Genomic DNA, 20,528 nt, shown 5'->3' with positions numbered 1-20,528 from the left:
GGTCCGATGCACCTTCATGCCCCGACGATCATGACGCTGATGTCGGGCATCGCGCTGCTGAGCGTGATCGCCCTGGGATTGGAATGGCGTCGATCGCGCTTGCCGGCCCTCGGCTGGTGGGCGCTCGGCTACAGCCTGCTCGTCGGCTCCCTCGCCCTGATGCTTCTTCTCAAGGACGCCCAGAATTTCCTGGCTTTGGGAGTCGGCTCGATGCTGGCGCTGGCCGTCTATGCCGTGATGCTGCATGGCTGCCGCGTCCATGTGGAACGGCGCCCGTCACTGTGGCTCTTCCTGCCGCCGCTCACCTGGTTTCTTCTCTGGTGCCTGCACTGGCAGCCGATGACCCTGGCGGAAAGCTTCGCCGAACGGCGCGCCTTCTTCTCCGCCGCCGTCGCGCTCTATTGCCTCGGCACGGTTCCGCTCTTCTGGTCGCGGCGGAACGGGCTCCAGGCGGAGCGCTGGCTGGCGATCGCCTTCGGCGGACATGCCGTCGTCTACTGCATCAGGCTGATCGCCAGCCTGAACGGCGGAGCGGTGAACGAGCCGGCGATGGACGACGGACTGCTGATCGCCCAAATGTTCGAGGGCACGCTCTTCACGGTCGTCAGCGCCGCGCTCTTCCTGTCCCTCGCCCGGGAAATGACCGAGCGTCGGCTCGCCGCCGCCTCGCAGACCGATTTCCTCACCGGCGTCGACAACCGACACGCCTTCTTCGACAAGGCCGGAGCGCTCCTCGCGAGGGCGTCGCCACCGGCGGCGCTGGCGGTGCTCGATCTCGATCATTTCAAGGCGATCAACGATCGCCATGGCCATGCCTTCGGCGACGAGGTGCTGAAGCTCTTCGCGCGCATCGTCGCCGCCGATCTCGCGCCGGGCGAGTTGCTGGCGCGGACGGGCGGCGAGGAATTCGCGCTGCTTCTGTCCGGTCAGACCCCGGTCGAGGCCGCCGATCGGCTCCGTCTGCTCGGACAGCGCTTCAGCCAAGCCAGCACGCTCGTCCTCCAAGTCGATCCGCCGGCGACCTTCAGCGCCGGTCTCGTCGCGGCGAACCGAGCGACGGAGTTGGAAAGCCTTCTGCAAATCGCCGATACGGGGCTCTACCGGGCCAAGCATCTCGGCCGCAACCGCGTCGAGATCATGGCCGGCATCGAGCCGCATCGCCTGCTGGCGCGACCGGACGGCGATGACCCGGCCACTCGAAGACCGGAAGCGGCCAATGCCGCCTGAGGCGACGATCGCGCCGAAGCATAAAATGCGCGGGATCGGCGCAAGCGAATTGTGAGGGTAAGCGCGCTAGGATCGGCCCGGATTTCGAACCGCCGAGCCATGCACCTGCACGCCCCGACCCTCTTCTTCCTGCTTTCGGCGATCGCCGGGCTCTCGACGCTCGCCATGATCGCCGAATGGCGGACGAGCCGCCTGCCGGCGCTGGCGCGCTGGGCGCTGGCCTATGGCGCGGTGGCCGTCGCGGCGCTCGCGGTGCCGATGGTGATGGATGGGGACGGCTTCGTGTCGATCGGCCTCGGCACCTCAGGCATGATGCTCGGCTATGCCCTGATGGTGGTGGGTTGCCGCGTCCATCTCGGCCGGGCGCCGGGCGTCATGCTCTACCTGCCGGCCCTTGGCTGGCTGGCGCTCTGGCTCCTGCGCTGGCAGGACCTGCCGCTCGCGGCCTCCTATGACGAGCGCCGCGTCTTCTTCTCCGTGTCCTTCTGCCTTTATTCCTTCGCGATCTGCCGCGACCTCTGGCGCCGGCCGAACGGGATGCGGACCGAGCGCCAGCTGGCGGTCGCCTTTCTTGTGCACGGCCTCTTCTACGCCCTCCGTCTCGTCGCGCTGCTCGGCGAGGGCATGATCGACGAGCGCGTCATGAGCGACGTGCCCGTCGTCGTGATGATGTTCGAGGGCGTCCTGTTCTGCGCCGTCAGCGCCTTCCTCTTCATCTCGCTCGCCCGCGAGACGGTGGAACGGCGGCTCGCCGCCGCCTCGCAGACCGACTTCCTGACGGGGATCGACAATCGCCGCGCCTTCTTCGCCAAGGCGACGCCGCTCTGCCTGCCGACCGGCAGCCTCGTCCTGTTCGACCTCGATCACTTCAAGGCGATCAACGACCGGCACGGCCATGCCTGCGGCGACGAGGTGCTGCGCCTGTTCTGCCGCAGCGTGGAACTGCATCTCGACGAGGGCGACGTCTTCGGCCGCCTCGGCGGCGAGGAATTCGCGCTGGTCCTGCCGGGCCGCGACACGGCCGACGCGGCGGACAAGGTGGCGCTGATCGCCCGGGTCTTTTCCAAGGGCGCCGCCGGCGCCCTGTCGCTCACGCTCGCCGCGACGTTCAGCGCCGGCATCGCCGAGGCGAGCGACGAGAGCGGCCTCGACGCGATGATGCGGCGGGCGGACGCGGCGCTCTACCGCGCCAAGCGCCTCGGCCGCAACCGCACCGAGATCGCCGGTGCGGAGGACGCCGTCCTGCCTCAGGCGGCGGCGATCACCGCCGGCGCCTCGCCGGGCACGAGCACCAGCGTCGCCAGCGGCGGCAGCGTCAGCGAGACCGACCAGGGCCGGCCGTTGGCCGAGACCTCCTCCGCCGGCGCGCCGCCCATATTGCCGACATTGGAGCCGGCATAGATCCCGGCATCCGTGTTCAGCCGCTCGGTCCAGAAGCCGCCATGCGGCACGCCGATCCGGTAGTCGTCGCGCACCACCGGCGTGAAGTTGCAGACGATCACCGCCGCCCGGCCCTCGCGGTCCTTGCGCATGTAGACGAGCACCGATTCGTCGGCATTCAGCGTGTCGATCCATTCGAAGCCGGCCGGATCGCAATCCAATTGATGCAGCGCCGGCACCTCGCGATAGAGCGTGTTCAGATCGCGGATCAGGCGCTGCACGCCCTGGTGCTCGGGATAGTCGAGGAGGTGCCAGTCGAGCGACTGGTCGTGGTTCCATTCCGAGGACTGGCCGAACTCGCCGCCCATGAAGAGCAGCTTCTTGCCGGGATGGGTCCACATGAACCCGTAATAGGCCCGCAGATTGGCGAATTTCTGCCAGCGGTCGCCCGGCATCTTGTTGAGGATCGAGCCCTTGCCATAGACGACTTCGTCATGGCTGAGCGGCAGGATGAAGTTCTCCGAGAAGGCATAGACCATGCCGAAGGTCATGTGGTGGAAGTGGTAGCGCCGGTTGATCGGGTCCTCCTGCATGAAATGCAGGGTGTCGTGCATCCAGCCCATGTTCCACTTGAAATGGAAGCCGAGGCCGCCGGCATAGGTCGGGCGCGAGACGTTCGGGAAGGCGGTCGATTCCTCGGCATGGGTCGAGGCGGCGGGATAGAGACCGCCGACGCGCTCGTTCGTCTCCTTCAGGAAGGCGATCGCCTCCAGATTCTCGCGGCCGCCGAAGATGTTCGGCTCCCACTCGCCATGCTTGCGCGAATAGTCGAGATAGAGCATCGAGGCGACGGCATCGACGCGCAATGCGTCGACATGGAAGCGGTCGAGCCAGTAGAGCGCGTTGGCGAAGAGGAAGTTGCGCACTTCCGTCCGGCCATAGTCGTAGATCAGCGTGTTCCAGTCCTGATGGAAGCCGCGACGCGGATCGGGATGCTCGTAGAGCGCCGTGCCGTCGAACCGGGCAAGGCCATGGATGTCGGTCGGGAAATGGCCCGGCACCCAGTCGAGGATGACGCCGATGCCCGCCTGATGCAGCGCGTCGACGAGCCGCGCGAAGCCTTCCGGCGCGCCGAAGCGCGAGGTCGGCGCGAAGAGGCCGATCGGCTGGTAGCCCCAGGAGCCGTAGAACGGATGTTCGGAGACCGGCATGAACTCGACATGGGTGAAGCCCATGTCCTTCACGTAAGGCACGAGCTGGCCGGCGATCTGGTCGTAGTCGAGCATGGCGTTCCAGTCGCCGCGCCGCCAGGAGCCGAGATGCACCTCGTAGATCGAGACCGGCTTGTCGGCCGACTGCCAGTCCTGGCCATGGGCCTGGAACTCGGCATCGCCCCATTGGTGCTCCACGAGGCCGGAGACGATCGAGGCCGTGGACGGAGCCTGCTCGTGATAGAAGCCGACCGGGTCCTGCTTGGTCGGCTGCATGTCGCCGCGCACGCCGATGACCTCGAACTTGTAGAGCTCGCCCTTGCCGATGCCGGGAATGAAGATCTCCCAGCAGCCGCAGTCGTGGCGGAAGCGCATGATGTGGCGCCGGCCGTCCCAGCCGTTGAAATTGCCGACCACCGAGACGCGCTGGGCGTCGGGCGCCAGCACGACGAAGCGCACGCCCTTCACGCCCTCCATCTCGAAAGGATGGGCGCCGAAGGCCTCATAGAGCCGGTTATGCGTGCCCTGCGCCAGATAATAGGCATCCTGGTCGCCGAGGATCGGCCCGAAGCGATAGGCGTCCTCCTCCTCCCAGTCGGTGCCCTTGTGGTGGAAGCGGAAGCGATAGGCCTGGCCGGGCGCCAGCCCCTTCACGAAGCCGGAGAAGAGATCGCCATGGCCGAGCGCCTCGAGCGGGCCGAGCACCTGGCCCGCGCCGTCCACGACATGGGCGCTCTCGGCGCCCGGCCGGAAGGCGCGCACGATGGCGCCGCCCTCGACGAAATGGGGGCCGAGCACCGCGAACGGGTCGTAATGGCGTCCGCGCTCCAGCGCCGCGACGGCGCCCTCGCCCGGATGATGCTGCACGTCACCGATCGCATTCATGCGAGAACCTGCCGTTTTTCGAGAAGGGCCGTGATGCCGCGCAGCGGGATCGACAGCCAGGTCGGGCGGTTGGCCGCCTCGTAGCGGAGTTCGTAGAAGGCCTTCTGCAGGACGAAGAGGTCGAGAAGGCGGGCCGTCGTCTCCTCGTCCAGATCGACGCCGGCGGCGGCGCTCCAGGCTTCGAGGAAGGAGCGGCTGACCTCGTCGCGCCAGGCCACCGCCATGTCGCGCAACTTCCTCAGCACTTCCTCGTCCATCGGCCCGACCCGGTCGAGCGCGGCGAAGGCGGCGTAGTCGAAGGAGCGCAGCATGCCGGCGACGTCGCGCAGCGGCGAGGTCTTCGCCCGCCGTTCCTCCAGCGAAGCGCCGGGCTCGCCCTCGAAGTCGAGGATATGGATGTCGTTCTTGGCGACGAGCAACTGGCCGAGATGGTAGTCGCCATGGATGCGCGTCGCGTGGCCCGGCGCTTTCAGGCTGCGGAAGCCGTCGAAGAAGCGGGCGACCGCGTCCTCCGCTCCGAGTAGCCGGTCGATATCCGGCGCGATACTCTCGGGTACGTTGCCCCGCACCCGGCGAAGGACGGCGAGCGCCTCTCCCGCCTCGTGCCGGGCGCCGTCGACCAGACGGCCGAGCAGCGCGGCGTCGATCGGCTCGGGATCGAAGGCGGGATCGCCGGTCCGCGTCGCCAGCGCCGCATGCATCTCGCCGGTGCGCTGGCCGACGATCGGGCCGGCGTCGAAGCGTGCCAGCACCGGCGGCCCGCCCTCATAGGCGACCGCGTCGCCCGAGGTCTCGCTGAGCGGCGGCGTCGCATAGGCATTCTCGCGCAGATAGAGCGACAGGCCCTCGGTCACGACGGTCCAGGCGTCGCCCTGGTTCTCGACGCGCTCGAAGAGGGCGGCGACCGCCGCCTCGCTACCGTCGCTCCGCCGCAGCACCATGGAGGAGAGGAGCGCCGGCGTGCCGCGGAAATCGGTCTTCTCGGTGAGGAAGCGCGTCACTTCCAGTTCGGGCTGGACGCCGTCGCGCAGCCGCCGATAGAGCTTCAGGATCGCGACCGGGCCGACGAGGATCGAGGTGTTGGACTGCTCGCCCGAGATCGGCGAGATCTGTTCCGGCTCGACCAGCTCGGCGCTGGCAAGGAGTTCCGCCGCCGTCCGCGAGGGCTCGACCACGAGCGCGCCGGTCTCGTTCAGCCGCACCTCGCCCGCCTTGCCCATCAGCGTGACGAGCATCTTCACATGGGCGGGATCGCGCGCGCCGTCGAGGATGACGCCGACCATCGGTCCCTGGCGGATCTTCAGCACCGTATAGGGCAGGGTCGGCGCGTCGCGATGAAGGTAGGTCTCGCCCCATTTGGCGCTGAGCGGCAGGAAATAGCGCTGCTCGCCGTCGACCGTCTCGATCGCCACCTCGTTCAGCGCATGGCCGCGCGAGCCGCCGGGCGCGGTGCCGAGCACGGTGAGGCTCGCCTTGCCGGCCTTGCCGCTCTTGGCGCCGAACCAGCGCTGGCCGGCGATGAAGCCCGACAGCACGGCTTCCACCTCGCGGCGATTGCGCTCGTCCAGCGTGGTCTTCAGGTCGCCGCGCACGACGATCGTGGTGAAATCGGGCAAGGGCTGCGGCTCCTGGCTGCGCTGCGGCAGGGTGTCGACGCCCGACAGGTCGAACCAGAAGAAGCCGAAGGCCGGCAGGGTCAGCATGTAGCTGCCCTGTCCGACGGTCGGAAAGCGCGACAGGCCGAGCATCTCGATCGGCTGGGTGCCGGCGAGGCCCGACAGGTCGAGCTCCACCGCCTGAGCCGTCGAGGAGAGATTGGCGACGCATAGGATGCGCTCGGCGCCGTATTCGCGGAAATAGGCGAGAACCTTGCGGTTCGAGGGGTAAAGGAAGGAGATCGTGCCCCGGCCGAAGGCCTCGCGCGTGCGCCGCACCTGCACCATGCGCCGCGCCCAGTTGAGGAGGCTGGCGGAATTGTTGGACTGCGCCTCGACATTGATCGCCTGGAAACCGTAGACCGCGTCCTGGATCGGCGGCAGGTAAAGGCGCTGCGGATCGGCGCGGGAGAAGCCGCCATTGCGGTCGGCCGACCATTGCATCGGCGTGCGCACGCCGTCGCGATCGCCGAGATAGTAATTGTCGCCCATGCCGATCTCGTCGCCGTAATACATGACCGGCGTGCCGGGCATGGACATCAGGAGCGCGATCAGGAGCTCGATCTTGCGGCGGTCGTTGCCCATCAGCGGCGCGAGGCGCCGGCGGATGCCGAGATTGATGCGCGCCCGCTTGTCCACCGCATAGGTCGACCAGAGATAGTCGCGCTCCTCCTCCGTCACCATTTCGAGCGTCAGCTCGTCATGGTTGCGCAGGAAGATCGCCCATTGGCAGTTCTCGGGGATCTCCGGCGTCTGGCGCATGATGTCGGTGATCGGATGCCGGTCCTCCTGCGCGAGCGCCATGTACATGCGCGGCATGAGGGGGAAGTGGAAGGCCATGTGGCATTCGTCGCCCTCGCCGAAATAGGGCCGCGTGTCCTCCGGCCACTGGTTCGCCTCGGCGAGCAGCATGCGGTCCGGATAGTGGCGGTCGAGATCGGCGCGGATGGCCTTCAGGACGTCGTGCGTCTCGGGCAGGTTCTCGTTGTTAGTTCCTTCCCGCTCGACCAGATAGGGAATCGCGTCGAGCCTCAGGCCGTCGACGCCCTTGTCGAGCCAGAAATGCATGACGGAGAGCACCTCCTCCATCACCTTCGGATTGTCGAAGTTGAGATCCGGCTGGTGCGAATAGAAGCGGTGCCAGAAATATTGCTGGGCGACCGGGTCCCAGGTCCAGTTCGAGCTTTCGGTGTCGAGAAAGATGATCCGGGTGAGATCGTAGCCCTTGTCGTCGTCGGCCCAGACGTAATAGTCACGCTCCGGGCTGCCCTTCGGCGCGTTGCGCGCCGCCTGGAACCAGGGATGCTGGTCGGACGTGTGGTTGATCACCAGTTCGGTGATGACGCGCAGGCCCCGCTTGTGGGCTTCCTCCACGAAGCGCTCGAAATCCTCCATCGTGCCGTAGGAAGGATTCACCGACCGGTAGTCGGCGATGTCGTAGCCGTCGTCGCGCAGCGGCGAGGGATAGAAGGGCAGCAGCCAGATGGCGGTGACGCCGAGCTGCTGGATATAGTCGAGATGGGCGAGAAGCCCCGGAAAGTCGCCGATGCCGTCGCCGTTGGAGTCGGCGAAGGTCTTGACGTGCAGCTGATAAATGATCGCGTCCTTGTACCAGTCGGAGGCCTTCGGATCGGGCCCCGGAATGGGATCGCCGGCGGTCAGGGAAACGTGCTCGTTCATCGTGAAACCCGTTCGATCGACGGCCCGCAGCCGGATCGAGTGAAATCGTGCCGAATGCGGCGAAGGGAAGAGGCCGGAGGGCCTTTCGTTCCGCTTCGCCGCCGCGAGGGATGGACTACCGGGACAGGCGGAAGACGGCGTAGGGCCGGTCCTGCGGGTTCAGCCACCAGTGCTGCGTCTTGCCCTGCCACTGGAAGACCTCGCCGCTCGCGAGCGACTCGACTTTCAGGCTGCCGTTGTCGGGCAGGCCGAACTCCCAGAGCGGCACCTCGAAGTTTCCGCCCTGCGCGTTGAACGGATCGAGCGAGACGATGAAGAGGAGATAACTGGAGCGATCGGGCGTCCGCTTGGCGTAGTAGAGGACGTTGTCGTTCCAGAACTGGAAGAAGGCGAGGCTGGTGAAGGACTTCATCGCCGGTTCCGCGTTGCGCAGCCGGTTGAAGAAGGCGATGTCGTCGCGGATATTGCCCTCGCGCTTCCAGTCGAAAGCGCGGATCTCGTATTTCTCGGAGTCGAGATATTCCTCCTTGCCCGGCACCGGCTTGTATTCGCAAAGCTCGAAGCCGGAATAAACGCCGTAATTGCCGCCGAGCGTCGCGGCGAGCGCGAGCCGGATGCGGAAGCCCGGCCGCCCGCTCGTCTGGAGGAAGACTGGGTTGATGTCCGGCGTGTTGACGAAGAAGTTCGGTCGCATGTAGTCGGCGCATTCCTCCTGCGTCAGCTCGGTCAGATATTCCGCCAGCTCATACTTGGAATTGCGCCAGGTGAAATAGGAATAGGACTGGTTGTAGCCGACCTTGGCGAGACGCTTCATCAGCTTCGGCCGCGTGAAGGCCTCGGCCAGGAAGACGGCGCCCGGATCGACCTTGCGCACTTCGGCGATCATCCATTCCCAGAAGGGGAAGGGCTTGGTGTGCGGATTGTCGACGCGGAAGATGCGCACGCCCTTCTCGACCCAGAAGAGCACGATGTCGCGCAGCGCGTACCAGATGGAGGGCAGCGCCCCGCGATAGAAATGGACGTTGACGATGTCCTCGTATTTCTTCGGCGGGTTCTCGGCGAACTTGATCGTGCCGTCCGGCCGCCAGTCGAACCATTCCGGGTGCTGCTTGATCCAGGGATGGTCGGGCGAGCATTGGATGGCGAAGTCGATCGCGATCTCCATCCCGTGGTCGCGCGCCGCCGCGACCAGCCGGGCGAAGTCCTCGAAGGTGCCGAGTTCGGAATGGATCGCGTCATGGCCGCCTTCGGCGGAGCCGATCGCATAGGGGCTGCCCGGATCGTTCTCGTTCGCCTTCAGCGAATTGTTGCGGCCCTTGCGGTTGGTCTTGCCGATCGGATGGATCGGCAGGAGATAGAGGACGTCGAAGCCCATCTCCTTGATGTCCGGCAGGCGCCGGATCACGTCGTCGAAGGTGCCGTGGCGCGCCGGATCGCCGGATTGCGACCGGGGAAAGAGTTCGTACCAGGCCGAGAAGGCGGCGCGCTCGCGATCGACCCAGACCGGCACTTCCAGGGGGTAGCGGCTGAGATTGGTGCGCACGCCGGTCTTGTAGAGAAGCTCCACCGTGTCCGGCGCGGTGAGAAGCTCGTATTGCCCGTCCTTGTCGCCGGTGCCCGCCAGCTCCTCCAGCCGGGCGAACAGCGCTTGCGTCGCCTGCCGGTCCTGGTCCGAGCCGCGGCCGGATTTCGCGGCGGCCTCGATCAGCTCGCGCCCTTCCGTCAGTTCCAGCGAGATGTCGATCCCGGCGTCGCGCTTCTTCTTCGCCTCGTAGCGCCAGGTGGCGTTGAGGTCGCGCCAGGCGATGATGGTGAAGACCGCCGGCCCGTTCTCGGCGAAGGCGATGGTCGCGCCCCAGCGGTCGTTCTCGATGAAGCTCATCGGCGCCTCGCGCCATTCGGCGCCCTGGCCCTGGCGGTAGAGCAGCGCCGCGTCGATCTTGTCGTGGCCGTCGGCGAAGATGTCGGCCTCGACGGTCAGCGCCTCGCCGGCATAGCGCTTGGCCGCGAAACGGCCGCCGTCGATCTCCGGCGACACGCCCTCGATGACGACGCGGTTGGCGGCCAGCGCCATCAGCGCCTGGTCCGTCTCGTCCTCCGCCACGGGCGAGAGGACCTGTCTTGCGGCCTTCGGCATGGCTCGGGCTTCCATCACGTCGGACATCGGGACCTCGTCGCGTTGTTCGGGTGGGCCGCAGCGCGGCGGCACGGAATGTCTCAGGCAGGCAATGGCTGACGCGCCGGAGGGTTGCGGCGGAAAACGCAAAAGCGCCGCCGCGGCGCCACGCCGTCAGGCGGAATAGGCGACGACGCGGGCGCGCTGCTCGCCGAGCCGCGTGGCGCCGAGCGCCAGCCGGTCGCCGGCCTTCAGGAATTGCGGCGGCTTCATGCCGGCGCCGACGCCGGGCGGCGTGCCGGTGGTGATCACGTCGCCGGGCTGAAGGGCCATGAAGGTGGAGATATAGGCGATCAGCGTCTCAACGCCGAAGATCATCGCCGAGGTCGAGCCGGTCTGGCGCCGCTCGCCATTCACGTCCAGCCACAGATCGACCGCCCTTAGATCGGGAATCTCGTCCGGCGTCACCAGCCAGGGTCCGAGCGGGCCGAAGGTCGGGGAACTCTTGCCCTTCACCCACTGGCCGCCGCGATTCTTCTGCCAGTCGCGCTCCGACACGTCGTTGCAAAGGCAGAAGCCGGCGACGTGATCCAGCGCCTCGGCCTCCGAAACGTGATGGGCGCGCTCGCCGATGACGATGGCGAGTTCCACTTCCCAATCGGTCGAGACGGAACCCTTCGGGATGACGACGTCGTCATGCGGCCCGACGATCGAGGACAGCGCCTTGTTGAAGATCAGCGGCTCGGTCGGCACGTCCGAGCCGGTCTCGGCGGCGTGCTCGGCATAGTTCCGGCCGACGGCGAGGAAATTCGTCGTGCCCGTCACCGGCGGGCCGAGGCGATGCGAGGGATCGGCCTTGGGCAGGCTCTTCGGATCGAGGCGCCGGATCTTCTCTAGGCCGGCGCGGGACAGATGGGCGCCGGCGAGGTCGTCGATCTCGCCCGACAGGTCGCGCAGCACGTTGTCCACGTCGATCAGCCCCGGCCGCTCCCTGCCCGCCTCGCCGAACCGCACCAGCCGCATCGCAGCCTCCTTGAGAATCGAGCCGCCCCCTCAGACGGCTGCGCGGCTAGATAAGGCGGCCCGCGCCGGTTGTCGCGGGGCGCGGTGCGATTTCTGCGGGCGACGGCGAGCGCGATCGAATGCGACGAGGGCGCGGCGCCGGGTGGCGGCGACCGCCGGACTTCAAGCCGCCTTCTGCCGACCGTGGACTCGCTCTATAAGGATCTTCGAGCGGGGATGGGGAACGAGCGGAGAGTGCCATGGACCCGGCGGAGCAGCACGACACGGATTTCTACCGCTGGACGCAGGATCAGGCCGCCCTCCTCCGAGCGCTGCCCCGCGCCTCCAATCGTCTCGACATGGAAAATCTGGCAGAGGAAATCGAGGATATGGGGCGCGCCGAGATCAAGGAGGTCTCGAGTCTCCTTCGACAGACGCTGACCCATCTCGTGAAGATCGCCGTCGACCGGGACGCGCCGTCCGTCGCCCAATGGGTGAGCGAAGCGTCCGGATTTCAGAGCGACGCCGTTCTGGTCTACTCACCCGGCTTGCGGCAGCGGCTGGACCTGCCGAAGATCTGGAAGCTGGCCAAGCGGAACGCGGCGGACGCGCTGGGAGAATATGGCATCGTCGTGCCGCCGCTCCCCGAGGAATGTCCCTTGACCCTGGACCAGCTTCTCGACCCAGAATTCAGCCCGCGAGGCGCGGCCGCGATCGTCGCCGCCTGCGCCATTTCCGTCATCTGACCTTCGGCTCCAGCGAAACCGGCGCGGTTTCGGCGCGGCGCCGGAGACGTTGCGCCTATTGCGGCTGTTCCATCGCCATCGTCTCCGCCGTCGCGACGGGCGGCATGTCCTCGCGGGGGCTGGTCTCGGCGAGGCCCTGCCGGTCGTGGACGCGCCGCCCCAGCGCATAGGTCGCGACCACGGCGCGATCGTCGCCCATCGTCATCAGCGCGAAGAGCTCTTCCGCCAGCGTGCCGGCCCGCTCCATGCGCCAGCCCATCGCCGGCGTCGCATGGCTGTCGAGCACGACGAGATCGGCCTCGAGCCCCGGCTGCAGCCGGCCGATACGGGTCTCCAGCCCCATCGCCTCGGCATTGCCGGCGGTCATCAGGTGGAAGGCCTCGAAGGCGGTCAGCTTCTGGCCGCGCAGCGCCAGGACCTTGTAGGCCTCCGCCGCCGTGCGCAGCATGGAATAGCTGGTGCCGCCGCCGATATCGGTCGCGAGCCCGACGCGGATGCCCGCCGCCCGGCAGCCGGCGAGATCGAAGAGGCCGGAGCCGAGAAAGAGGTTGGAGGTCGGGCAGAAGATCGCCGAGGCGCCCGCCCGGCCGAGCGCCGAGCGCTCGCGCTCCGACAGGTGGATGCAATGGCCGAACATCGCCTTCCTCCGCACGAGGCCGTGGCGCTCGTAGACGGCCGTATAGTCGGCGTCCTGCGGGAAGAGCTCGGCGACGAAGGCGATCTCGCCATGGTTCTCGGAGAGATGCGTCTGGACGTGGAGATCGGGATGCTCGGCCGCGAGACGCTTCGTCGCCTCGAGCTGCGCCTCCGAGGAGGTCGGCGCGAAGCGCGGCGTGATCGCATATTCGAGCCGGCCGCGCCCGTGCCAGCGCGCGATCAGCGCCTTCGACTCGGCATAGCCGCGCTCCGGCGTGTCGAGGAGGCGCGGCGGCGCGTTGCGGTCCATCATCACCTTGCCGGCCACCATGCGCAGCTGCCGGCGCTCGCATTCGCCGAAGAAGGCGTCGACACTTTGCGGATGCGAGGTGCAGTAGACGCCGGCCGTCGTCGTGCCGGAGCGCAGCAATTCGTCCACGAGAAAGACGGAGGCCGCCTTCGCCACGTCGAAATCGCCGTAGCGGCTTTCCTCGGGGAAGGTGTATTTCGCCAGCCATTCCATCAGCTCGGTGCCGAAGGAGCCGATCACCTGCGTCTGCGGCATGTGGAGATGCGGATCGATGAAGCCCGGCAGGATGAGATGGCGATGGTGGTCGATGATCCGCACCCCGGGATCGAGCCCGGCGAGGACCGCTTCGGCCGGGCCGACGGCCTCGATCAGCCCGTCGCGCACGAGCACCGCGCCGTGCTCGTGACAGGTCGGCGCGTCGGTCGGGCCGCCGTCGAAGGACAGGACGCGGCCCTTGAGGGCGATCATGGTCATGGCCGGTAGCTCCCGCTGCCGGAGGCGAGCCAAGCGGCCAGGACCTCGCGCTCGGCCGGCTCGATGCCGGTGACATTGCCCGGCGGCATGGCATGGCTGCGCACCGCCTGCCGCTCGATCAGGCTGGCATTGCGCACGATGTCGCCGGCGGTTTCGAGATAGATATGCTTCGGCGCGAGACCGAGCCCCGGCCAGAGGGGCTGGCGGGCATGGCACATGGAGCAGCGCGACTGGACGATGGTCTCCGCCTCGGAAAACCGCGCCGAGCGCGCGAGGGCCAGTTCGGGATCCTGCGTCCAGGTTTCCGCCGCCTCGCCGGCCGGCGCCCGCGCCGCCTCGCGCCAGCCGGGCGCGCCGGACAGCGCCATCACCGCCATGAAGAGCAGGCCGGCGACGACCCAGCACCACCAGAGCTGCCGGCCGGTCTTGTGCATCGTGTTGAAGAAATGCCGGATCACCGCGCCCATCAGGAGGACGAGCCCGGCGATCGCCCAGTTCCACTCGGTCGCGAAGGCGAGCGGGTAGTGGTTGGAGAGCATCAGGAAGATGACGGGCAGCGTCAGGTAGTTGTTGTGGAGCGAGCGCTGCTTGGCCTCGGCGCCGAGATGCGCGGCGGGCGTGCGGCCGGCCTTCAGGTCGGCGACGACGATGGTCTGGTTCGGGATGATGATGCGGAAGACATTGGCCGACATCAGCGTCGCGATCATCGCGCCGGTGTGCAGCATCGCGCCCCGGCCCGAAAAGACCTGCGAGAACAGGAAGCTCGCCAGCACCACATAGACGAAGAGCACGGCGAGGAGCGCCGTGTCGTTGTTTTTCAGCGGCGACTTGCAGAGCGCGTCATAGACGAACCAGCCGAGGGCGAGGCCGATCACCGAGATGGCGATGGCGCCCCAGACCGGCAGGTCCGCCCGCGTCGGGTCGATGAGGAAGAGCTCGGCCCCGACATAATAGACGAGGAAGAGCAGACCCGCGCCGGACAGCCAGGTGGCGTAGCTCTCCCATTTGAACCAGGTGAGGTCCTCCGGCATATGCGGCGGCGCCACCATGTATTTCTGGATGTGGTAGAAGCCGCCGCCATGGACCTGCCAGGCCTCGCCGCCGACGCCGGCCGGCAATTCGCGGGGTTTGCGCAGACCGAGATCGAGCGCGATGAAATAGAAGGACGAGCCGATCCAGGCGATGGCCGTCACCACGTGCAGCCAGCGCACGGCGAACATCAGCCAGTCGTAGAAATAGGTCCACATGGGATTGACCTCGAAGCGGCGCCCCCTTGTCGCGCGCGCTTGCCTTGTGATCCGATGCGCCTTTCGAAGGCCCCTCGCCGTTCAGGAGACGGTGGGAGGGACAGGCATTCTCAATTCTCCGGCCGCCGCTCCGCTCCGGGCGGACGGGTCGAACCGCGTTCCGTCTCCCGAGGCGGGAGGAGGATGGCGACCCGCGAGGGCCGCCGAGTATCGGCGAGGGACCCGCCGAGCGGAAGGATCGAAGGCTATCGCCTTCGCACCCCCCCCCTGCCTGCCGGCATCTCCCCTAAGGGGGAGATCAGGCTTCTCGCAAGCGCGGCGAACCGCGTCGGATGGCCGCCGGCGCGAGGCGTTCCGTCAGCTCCGCACGCCTTCGACGTACCAGTCCATCTTCAGGAGATCGGCATCCGGGATGACCTGGCCGGCGGCGATCTTCTCGGCGCCCTTCTGGTCCTTGATCGGGCCGGTGAAGACCTTGTACGAGCCGTCCTTCGTGCCGTCGACGATCTTCTGCGCGGCGGCCTTCACGTCCTCCGGCATCTTGGGGTTCCAGGGGGCCATCTCGACGAAGTCCTCCTTCATGCCACCCCAGACGTCGCCCGGCTTCCAGGTGCCGTCGAGCAGCGCCTGGACGGAGGACACGTAATGCGGGCCCCAATGGTCGACGATCGCCGTCATATGGGCGTTCGGGGCGAACTTGATCATGTCCCAGGCCTGACCGAAGGCGATGGCGCCGCGCTGCTCTGCCGCCTGGAGCGGACCGGGGCTGTCGGTATGCTGGGTGATGACGTCGGCGCCCTGGTCCATCAGCGCCTTGGCGGCATCGGCCTCCTTGGCGGGATCGTACCAGGAATTCACCCAGACGACGCTGGTCTGGAAGTCCGGCTTCACCTTACGGGCGGCGAGCGTAAAGGCGTTGATGCCCATCACCACTTCCGGGATCGGGAAGGAGGCGACATAGCCGCCCTTGCCCGATTTCGACATCATGCCGGCGATGGTGCCGAGCACGGCGCGGCCCTCGTAGAAGCGCGAATTGTAGATGCCGAGATTCTTGCCCGTCTTGAAGCCCGTCGCATGTTCGAAGGCGACCTTCGGGAACTGGCGCGCCACCTTCACCGTCGGCTCCATGAAGCCGAAGGAGGTGGCGAAGACGATGTCGTTGCCGTCCTGGGCGAGCTTGCGGATCACGCGCTCGGCATCCGGGCCTTCCGCGACATTCTCGACGAAGCTCGTCTCGACCTTATCGCCCAGCTTCTCGGCCAGGAACTTCCGGCCCTGGTCATGGGCGAAGGAATAGCCGAAATCGCCGACCGGACCGACATAGACGAAGGCGGCCTTGACCTTGTCCTTCTTCGCGGCGAGCGCGGTGCCCGGCAGGACGGTGGTCAGGCCAAGGGCGGCGCCGGTGCCGAGAAGGCGGCGGCGGGTGAACTGGATCATGCGGAAACTCCCTGGATCGGAACGGGTCTAAAGGATCAGGTGCTGGGACGGAAGGGCTTGCCGAGGCAGGCCGGCGCCGCGGCATTGCGCCGCCCCCGGCCGGCGGAGATCAAGGCGAGCACGAGGATCGTCGCCAGATAGGGCAGGCTCGACAGGAATTCGGGCGCCAGCGCCGAGAAGCCGGCCGCCTTCGCCTGGAGTTCGAGCGTGATCACCGCGCCGAAGAGATAGGCGCCGACGAGGAGCCGCCCTGGCTTCCATGAGGCGAAGACGACGAGGGCGATGGCGATCCAGCCGCGCCCGGCCGTCAGGCGCTCGGCCCACATCGGCGTCAGCACCAGCGAATAGAACGAGCCCCCGAGCCCGGCCATCGCGCCGCCGAAGAGGACGGCGAGATAGCGCACGGCGATCACCGGATAGCCGATCGAATGGGCGGCGGCATCCGACTCGCCGACGGCCCGCAGGATGAGGCCGGCGCGCGAATGGTTGAGGAACCACCAGGTGCCGAAGGTGAGCGCCAGCCCGAGATAGACGAGCGGCGAATGGCCGAAGACGACGCGCCAGAGCGGGTCCCCGGCGAGCCCGTCCGGGAAGAGGAGCGGCAGGGTCTCGGTCGTGATGCCGACATAGGGGGCGCCGGCCAGCGCCGAGACGCCGGTGCCGAAGATGGTGAGGGCGAGGCCCGTTGCCACCTGGTTCGCCGTCAGCGTTAGGGTGAGATAGGCGAAGATCAGGGAGGCGAGGCTCGCCGCCGCCATGGCCGCGACGACGCCGAGCCAGGGATGGCCGGTCGTCACCGCCGTGCCGAAGGCGGTGACGGCGCCGACCAGCATCATGCCTTCGACGCCGAGATTGAGCGTGCCGGACTTTTCCGCCACCAGCTCGCCGAGCGCGGCGATGAGGATCGGCGTCGCGGCGGCGGCGATGGTCATCAGGACGGAAACGACGAAGACCGCGCTCATGCCGGTGCTCCCGACTTCCGCGGCAGGGCGGTGGGACTGGGCGCGGCGGCCCTTGCCGGCGTGCCGGCGGCGATGCGGTAGCGCACCAGGATGTCGGCGCCGAGCAGGAAGAACAGCATCATCGCCTGGAAGACGCCGATCGCCGCCGCCGGCAGGCCGATCGAGGTCTGGGCGCTCTCGCCGCCGACATAGGTGAGGGCGAGGACGAGGCTGGCGAGAAGGATGCCGACCGGATGGAGCCGGCCGAGAAAGGCGACGATGATCGCCGTATAGCCGTAGCCGGTCGGGAAGGCCGGCACCATCTGGCCGAAGGGTCCGGCGGCCTCCAGGACGCCGGCGAGGCCCGCGAAGCCGCCGCCGACGAGAAGCGTCATCCAGATGGTGCGCGTCTCGCGGAAGCCGCCATAGCGCGCCGCCTGGGGCGCGAGGCCGACGACGCGCACCTCGAAGCCGGCCACCGTGCGGGCGAGCACGAACCAGGCGGCGAGCGCCAAAGCGGCGGCGATCGGGATGCCGATATGGATCAGCGTCCCTTCGAAGAGGATCGGCAGGATCTGCCATTCGGTGAAGAGCGCCGTCTGCGGGAAGTTGAAGCCTTCCGGGTCCTTCCACGGCCCGCGCATCAGATAGTAGAGGAGCTGGATCGCCACATAGTTGAGCATCAGGCTCGACAGGATCTCGGAAACGCCGAGCAAGGTGCGCAGCAGGGCCGGCAGCGCGGCCCAGACCATGCCGCCGACAATGCCGGCGAGAAGCATGAGAGGCAGGATCCAGCCGCCCTCGCGGTCCATGGTGAGAAGCGCGATGCCGGTACCGGCGAGGCCGCCCAGCACGTATTGGCCCTCCGCCCCGATATTCCAGACATTCGCCCGGAAGCCGACCGAAAGGCCGGTCGCGATCAGGGCGAGCGGCGCCGCCTTGACGAGCAGGTCCTGCCAGCGATTGGCGTCGAAGAGCGGATAGACGAAGATCTCGAGGATCGCGCCGAAACCGTCATAGCCGAGGAGGGTGAAGGCGACGGCCCCGACGAGGAGCGTCGCGGCGACCGCCAGGACCGGCGCCGCGAAGACCATCGCGCGGCTCGGCACGAGCCGCCTTTCCAGCCGGATCGCCATCACACGGCTCCCAGAACATGCGGCACGGTGGGATGGGGCTGCGGCTCGCCGGGCGCGGCGCCATGCAGCCCGCCCATCAGAAGGCCGATCTCCTCGATCGAGACGCCCTTCACGTCGATCGCCGGCGAGAGCCGGCCCTCGTTGATCACCGCGATGCGGTCGGCGAGTTCGAGGAGCTCGTCGAGATCCTGGCTGACGACGACGATCGCGGCGCCGCGCGCGGCGAGATCGATCATCGCCTGGCGGATGAAGCCGGCCGCCCCGGCATCGACGCCCCAGGTCGGCTGCGAGACGACGAGCACCGCCGGCTCCTGGCCGATCTCGCGGCCCATGATGAACTTCTGCAGATTGCCGCCGGACAGGCTGCCCGCCAGCGCCTCGGCGCCCGTCGCCTTCACCGAGAAGGCGCGGATGACGCCGCTCGCATAGTCGCGCGCCGCCCCGCCCCGGATGATGCCGGCGCTCGCCAGCCCCTTGCGGTCGCGCGCCGAGAGCACCGCGTTCTCGGCCAGCGTCATCGCCGGCACGGCGGCATGGCCGTTGCGCTCCTCCGGCACGGCGCAAAGGCCGAGCCGCCGCCGCTCGGCGACCGAGGCGCCGATGAGGTCGCGCCCGTCGAGCGCGATCCGCCCGCTCGCCCGCCGCTCGCCGGACAGGGCGGCGACGAGCTCGTTCTGCCCGTTGCCCGCGACCCCGGCGATGCCGAAGATCTCGCCGGCGCGCACGCGAAAGCCGATCTCCTTGAGGCTCGTGCCGAAGGGGGGCTCGCCGGGCGCCGAAAGCCCGGACACGGCGAAGCGATCGGGGCCATAGGTGCAGGCCGCCTTGTCGGACAGGTCCTTGAGGCTCGCGCCGATCATCAGCTCCGCCATCCGGCGCGGCGTTTCCGCCTTGGGATCGCAGGCGCCCACCACCTTGCCGCCCCGCAGGATCGTCGCCTTCGAGCAGAGCGCTTTGATCTCGCCGAGCTTGTGGGAGATGTAGAGGATGGCGCAGCCCTCGGCGGCGAGCTGGCGCAGCGTCTCGAAGAGCTTCTCCACCTCCTGCGGGGTGAGGACCGAGGTCGGCTCGTCCATGATGAGGAGCTTCGGCCTGGTCAGGAGCGCGCGCACGATCTCGATGCGCTGGCGCTCGCCGACCGAAAGCGTATGGACGAGGCGGTGCGGGTCGAGTGCGAGGCCATAGGTGCCGAGCACGGCGCGCACGTCCCGTTCGAGCTCGCGGCGCGGCGGCGGATGGTCGAGGCCGAGGGCGATGTTCTCCAGGACCGTCATCGCCTCGAAAAGCGAGAAATGCTGGAACACCATGCCGATGCCGAGCCGGCGGGCCTCGCGCGGGCTCGATATGGCGACCGGACGCCCGTCCCACAGGACCTCGCCCTCGTCGGCGCGCTGGATGCCGTAGATGATCTTGACGAGGGTGGACTTGCCGGCCCCGTTCTCGCCGAGAAGCGCATGGATCTCGCCGGGCTCGACGGCGAAGGACACGTTCTCGTTGGCGGTGACGCCCGGGAAGCGCTTGGTGATGCCGGTGAGTTGAAGGCGTGGCGCCATTGGCTATCCCGATGATCGGATCGCCGCACTATGGCACTGCGCGTCCGCCTCTGCCAAGCGATTGATCAGCAAATCCCTTTGATTCGAAAGAAGGCAGCGGACGAGCTCCGCCGCCGTCAGCGCCGCGATCACCGGCGGGCGCTTGTCGCGCAGGGCGGCGCCGCCGATCGGCAGGGTGAGGCCGGCGATCAGCCCGTCCTCGCCCGTCTCGCGCAGATGCCGGCGGAACTTCTCGCGCTTCGTCGCCGAGCCGATCATGCCGACATAGACGGCGTCGCGCCGCCGGAGCGCCGCCGCGGCGATCAGGAAGTCCAGCGGATGGTCGTGGGTCATCACGACGAAGGCGGAGCCGGGCGGCGCCCGCTCGACCTCCCCTTCCGGCAGCGCCACGGCGCGCGTCTCGGCCGCCGGCGGCAGGTCGAGAAGGCTTTCGGGACGCGGATCGACGATGCAAAGGCGGATCGGCAGCGGCGCCAGGGCCTGCGCCAGGGCGCGGCCGGTATGGCCGGCGCCGAAGACGAGGGCGAGCGGTCGGGCGGCCTCGGCCGCGCGCTCCAGCGCCTCCTCCGCCAGGAGGAGATCCGCGTCGAGCCGGGCGAGATGCAGCGTCACATGACCGCCGCAGCACTGGCCGATGCGGGGCCCGAGCGGCACGGCGAGCCGCACCTCGCGGGCGCCGGAAGCGATGAGGCCGCGCGCCGCCTCGATGCCGGAAAGTTCCAGCCGGCCGCCGCCGACCGTGCCCGCGACGCCCGCCTCCGTCACCAGCATCGCCGCCCCCTCCTCGCGCGGCGTCGAGCCCTTGGCGACGCCGACGCGGACGAGAACCGCCGGCCGGCCGGCGGCCAGCGCCTCGCGCATGAGGGTGGAGAGGGGGGTCATGGGATCC

Annotated in this window: 13 protein-coding genes and 1 pseudogene; 3 read left to right on the top strand and 11 right to left on the bottom strand. The window is 68.2% G+C overall.

The features are described 5' to 3' along the window. Window positions 1–6: 6 nt before the first annotated feature. Window positions 7–1,227 (top strand): GGDEF domain-containing protein, encoded by a 1,221-nt coding sequence (locus IEY14_RS22490; protein WP_188912548.1) that lies wholly within the window; start codon window positions 7–9, stop codon window positions 1,225–1,227. Between the two features lie 99 nt (window positions 1,228–1,326). Then, window positions 1,327–2,436 (top strand): annotated as a pseudogene (locus tag IEY14_RS26260) (GGDEF domain-containing protein); the annotation flags it as partial. A gap of 38 nt (window positions 2,437–2,474) precedes the next feature. On the opposite strand, the gene glgB reads toward IEY14_RS26260, so the two are convergent. From glgB to IEY14_RS22470, 4 genes are all read right to left on the bottom strand, one after another. Next, the gene (gene glgB, locus IEY14_RS22485; RefSeq protein WP_188912546.1) at window positions 2,475–4,703 is read right to left on the bottom strand and encodes a 1,4-alpha-glucan branching protein GlgB; all 2,229 of its coding nucleotides are present in this window, start codon (window positions 4,701–4,703) and stop codon (window positions 2,475–2,477) included. After that, on the bottom strand, window positions 4,700–8,038 hold the full coding sequence (gene treS, locus IEY14_RS22480; protein WP_188912544.1) for a maltose alpha-D-glucosyltransferase: 3,339 nt from the start codon (window positions 8,036–8,038) through the stop codon (window positions 4,700–4,702). The genes glgB and treS overlap by 4 nt, the downstream gene beginning before the upstream one ends. 115 nt (window positions 8,039–8,153) lie before the next feature. Further along, complete coding sequence (locus IEY14_RS22475; protein WP_244639634.1) at window positions 8,154–10,175, bottom strand: alpha-1,4-glucan--maltose-1-phosphate maltosyltransferase; 2,022 nt, start codon at window positions 10,173–10,175, stop codon at window positions 8,154–8,156. Window positions 10,176–10,328: 153 nt separating this feature from the next. After that, window positions 10,329–11,177 (bottom strand): fumarylacetoacetate hydrolase family protein, encoded by an 849-nt coding sequence (locus IEY14_RS22470; RefSeq protein ID WP_188912542.1) that lies wholly within the window; start codon window positions 11,175–11,177, stop codon window positions 10,329–10,331. Window positions 11,178–11,416: 239 nt separating this feature from the next. Between IEY14_RS22470 and IEY14_RS22465 the strand changes: the two genes are divergently transcribed. Continuing rightward, window positions 11,417–11,902: a DUF29 domain-containing protein gene (locus tag IEY14_RS22465; RefSeq protein ID WP_188912540.1), complete on the top strand. Its 486-nt coding sequence runs from the start codon at window positions 11,417–11,419 to the stop codon at window positions 11,900–11,902. 55 nt (window positions 11,903–11,957) lie between these two features. Here the strand turns inward: IEY14_RS22465 and guaD are convergent, their stop codons facing one another. From guaD to xdhC, 7 genes are all read right to left on the bottom strand, one after another. Further along, window positions 11,958–13,322, bottom strand: a complete 1,365-nt coding sequence (gene guaD / locus IEY14_RS22460) for a guanine deaminase (protein WP_188912538.1) — start codon at window positions 13,320–13,322, stop codon at window positions 11,958–11,960. Continuing rightward, entirely contained in the window at window positions 13,319–14,569 is a 1,251-nt protein-coding gene (locus tag IEY14_RS22455; RefSeq protein WP_188912537.1) for a urate hydroxylase PuuD, read from the bottom strand. Before IEY14_RS22455 ends, guaD begins: the two co-directional genes overlap by 4 nt. 357 nt (window positions 14,570–14,926) lie before the next feature. Then, window positions 14,927–16,009, bottom strand: coding sequence for a BMP family ABC transporter substrate-binding protein (locus tag IEY14_RS22450; RefSeq protein ID WP_188912536.1), 1,083 nt, complete (start codon window positions 16,007–16,009; stop codon window positions 14,927–14,929). 35 nt (window positions 16,010–16,044) lie between these two features. After that, complete coding sequence (locus tag IEY14_RS22445) at window positions 16,045–16,971, bottom strand: ABC transporter permease (protein WP_188912535.1); 927 nt, start codon at window positions 16,969–16,971, stop codon at window positions 16,045–16,047. After that, the gene (locus IEY14_RS22440; RefSeq protein WP_188912534.1) at window positions 16,968–18,086 is read right to left on the bottom strand and encodes an ABC transporter permease; all 1,119 of its coding nucleotides are present in this window, start codon (window positions 18,084–18,086) and stop codon (window positions 16,968–16,970) included. Before IEY14_RS22440 ends, IEY14_RS22445 begins: the two co-directional genes overlap by 4 nt. After that, window positions 18,086–19,639, bottom strand: a complete 1,554-nt coding sequence (locus IEY14_RS22435; protein ID WP_188912533.1) for an ABC transporter ATP-binding protein — start codon at window positions 19,637–19,639, stop codon at window positions 18,086–18,088. Before IEY14_RS22435 ends, IEY14_RS22440 begins: the two co-directional genes overlap by 1 nt. A gap of 3 nt (window positions 19,640–19,642) precedes the next feature. Then, entirely contained in the window at window positions 19,643–20,521 is an 879-nt protein-coding gene (gene xdhC, locus IEY14_RS22430) for a xanthine dehydrogenase accessory protein XdhC (RefSeq protein WP_188912532.1), read from the bottom strand. Window positions 20,522–20,528 lie beyond the last annotated feature (7 nt).

The sequence above is a fragment of the Aureimonas endophytica genome, assembly GCF_014642635.1.
In the GTDB taxonomy this organism is placed as follows: Bacteria; Pseudomonadota; Alphaproteobacteria; order Rhizobiales; family Rhizobiaceae; genus Plantimonas; species Plantimonas endophytica.
This window is presented reverse-complemented; position numbering and strand designations above follow the sequence as displayed.

What these genes read in the sequence shown, in the direction of transcription:
- IEY14_RS22490 (WP_188912548.1), top strand. Translation starts at nt 7, where the DNA reads ATGCACCTTCATGCCCCGACGATCATGACGCTGATGTCGGGCATCGCG.
- treS (WP_188912544.1), bottom strand. Translation starts at nt 8,038, where the DNA reads ATGAACGAGCACGTTTCCCTGACCGCCGGCGATCCCATTCCGGGGCCC.
- IEY14_RS22450 (WP_188912536.1), bottom strand. Translation starts at nt 16,009, where the DNA reads ATGATCCAGTTCACCCGCCGCCGCCTTCTCGGCACCGGCGCCGCCCTT.
- IEY14_RS22445 (WP_188912535.1), bottom strand. Translation starts at nt 16,971, where the DNA reads ATGAGCGCGGTCTTCGTCGTTTCCGTCCTGATGACCATCGCCGCCGCC.
- IEY14_RS22455 (WP_188912537.1), bottom strand. Translation starts at nt 14,569, where the DNA reads ATGTGGACCTATTTCTACGACTGGCTGATGTTCGCCGTGCGCTGGCTG.
- IEY14_RS22440 (WP_188912534.1), bottom strand. Translation starts at nt 18,086, where the DNA reads ATGGCGATCCGGCTGGAAAGGCGGCTCGTGCCGAGCCGCGCGATGGTC.
- IEY14_RS22475 (WP_244639634.1), bottom strand. Translation starts at nt 10,175, where the DNA reads ATGCCGAAGGCCGCAAGACAGGTCCTCTCGCCCGTGGCGGAGGACGAG.
- xdhC (WP_188912532.1), bottom strand. Translation starts at nt 20,521, where the DNA reads ATGACCCCCCTCTCCACCCTCATGCGCGAGGCGCTGGCCGCCGGCCGG.
- glgB (WP_188912546.1), bottom strand. Translation starts at nt 4,703, where the DNA reads ATGAATGCGATCGGTGACGTGCAGCATCATCCGGGCGAGGGCGCCGTC.
- guaD (WP_188912538.1), bottom strand. Translation starts at nt 13,322, where the DNA reads ATGACCATGATCGCCCTCAAGGGCCGCGTCCTGTCCTTCGACGGCGGC.
- IEY14_RS22435 (WP_188912533.1), bottom strand. Translation starts at nt 19,639, where the DNA reads ATGGCGCCACGCCTTCAACTCACCGGCATCACCAAGCGCTTCCCGGGC.
- IEY14_RS22470 (WP_188912542.1), bottom strand. Translation starts at nt 11,177, where the DNA reads ATGCGGCTGGTGCGGTTCGGCGAGGCGGGCAGGGAGCGGCCGGGGCTG.
- IEY14_RS22465 (WP_188912540.1), top strand. Translation starts at nt 11,417, where the DNA reads ATGGACCCGGCGGAGCAGCACGACACGGATTTCTACCGCTGGACGCAG.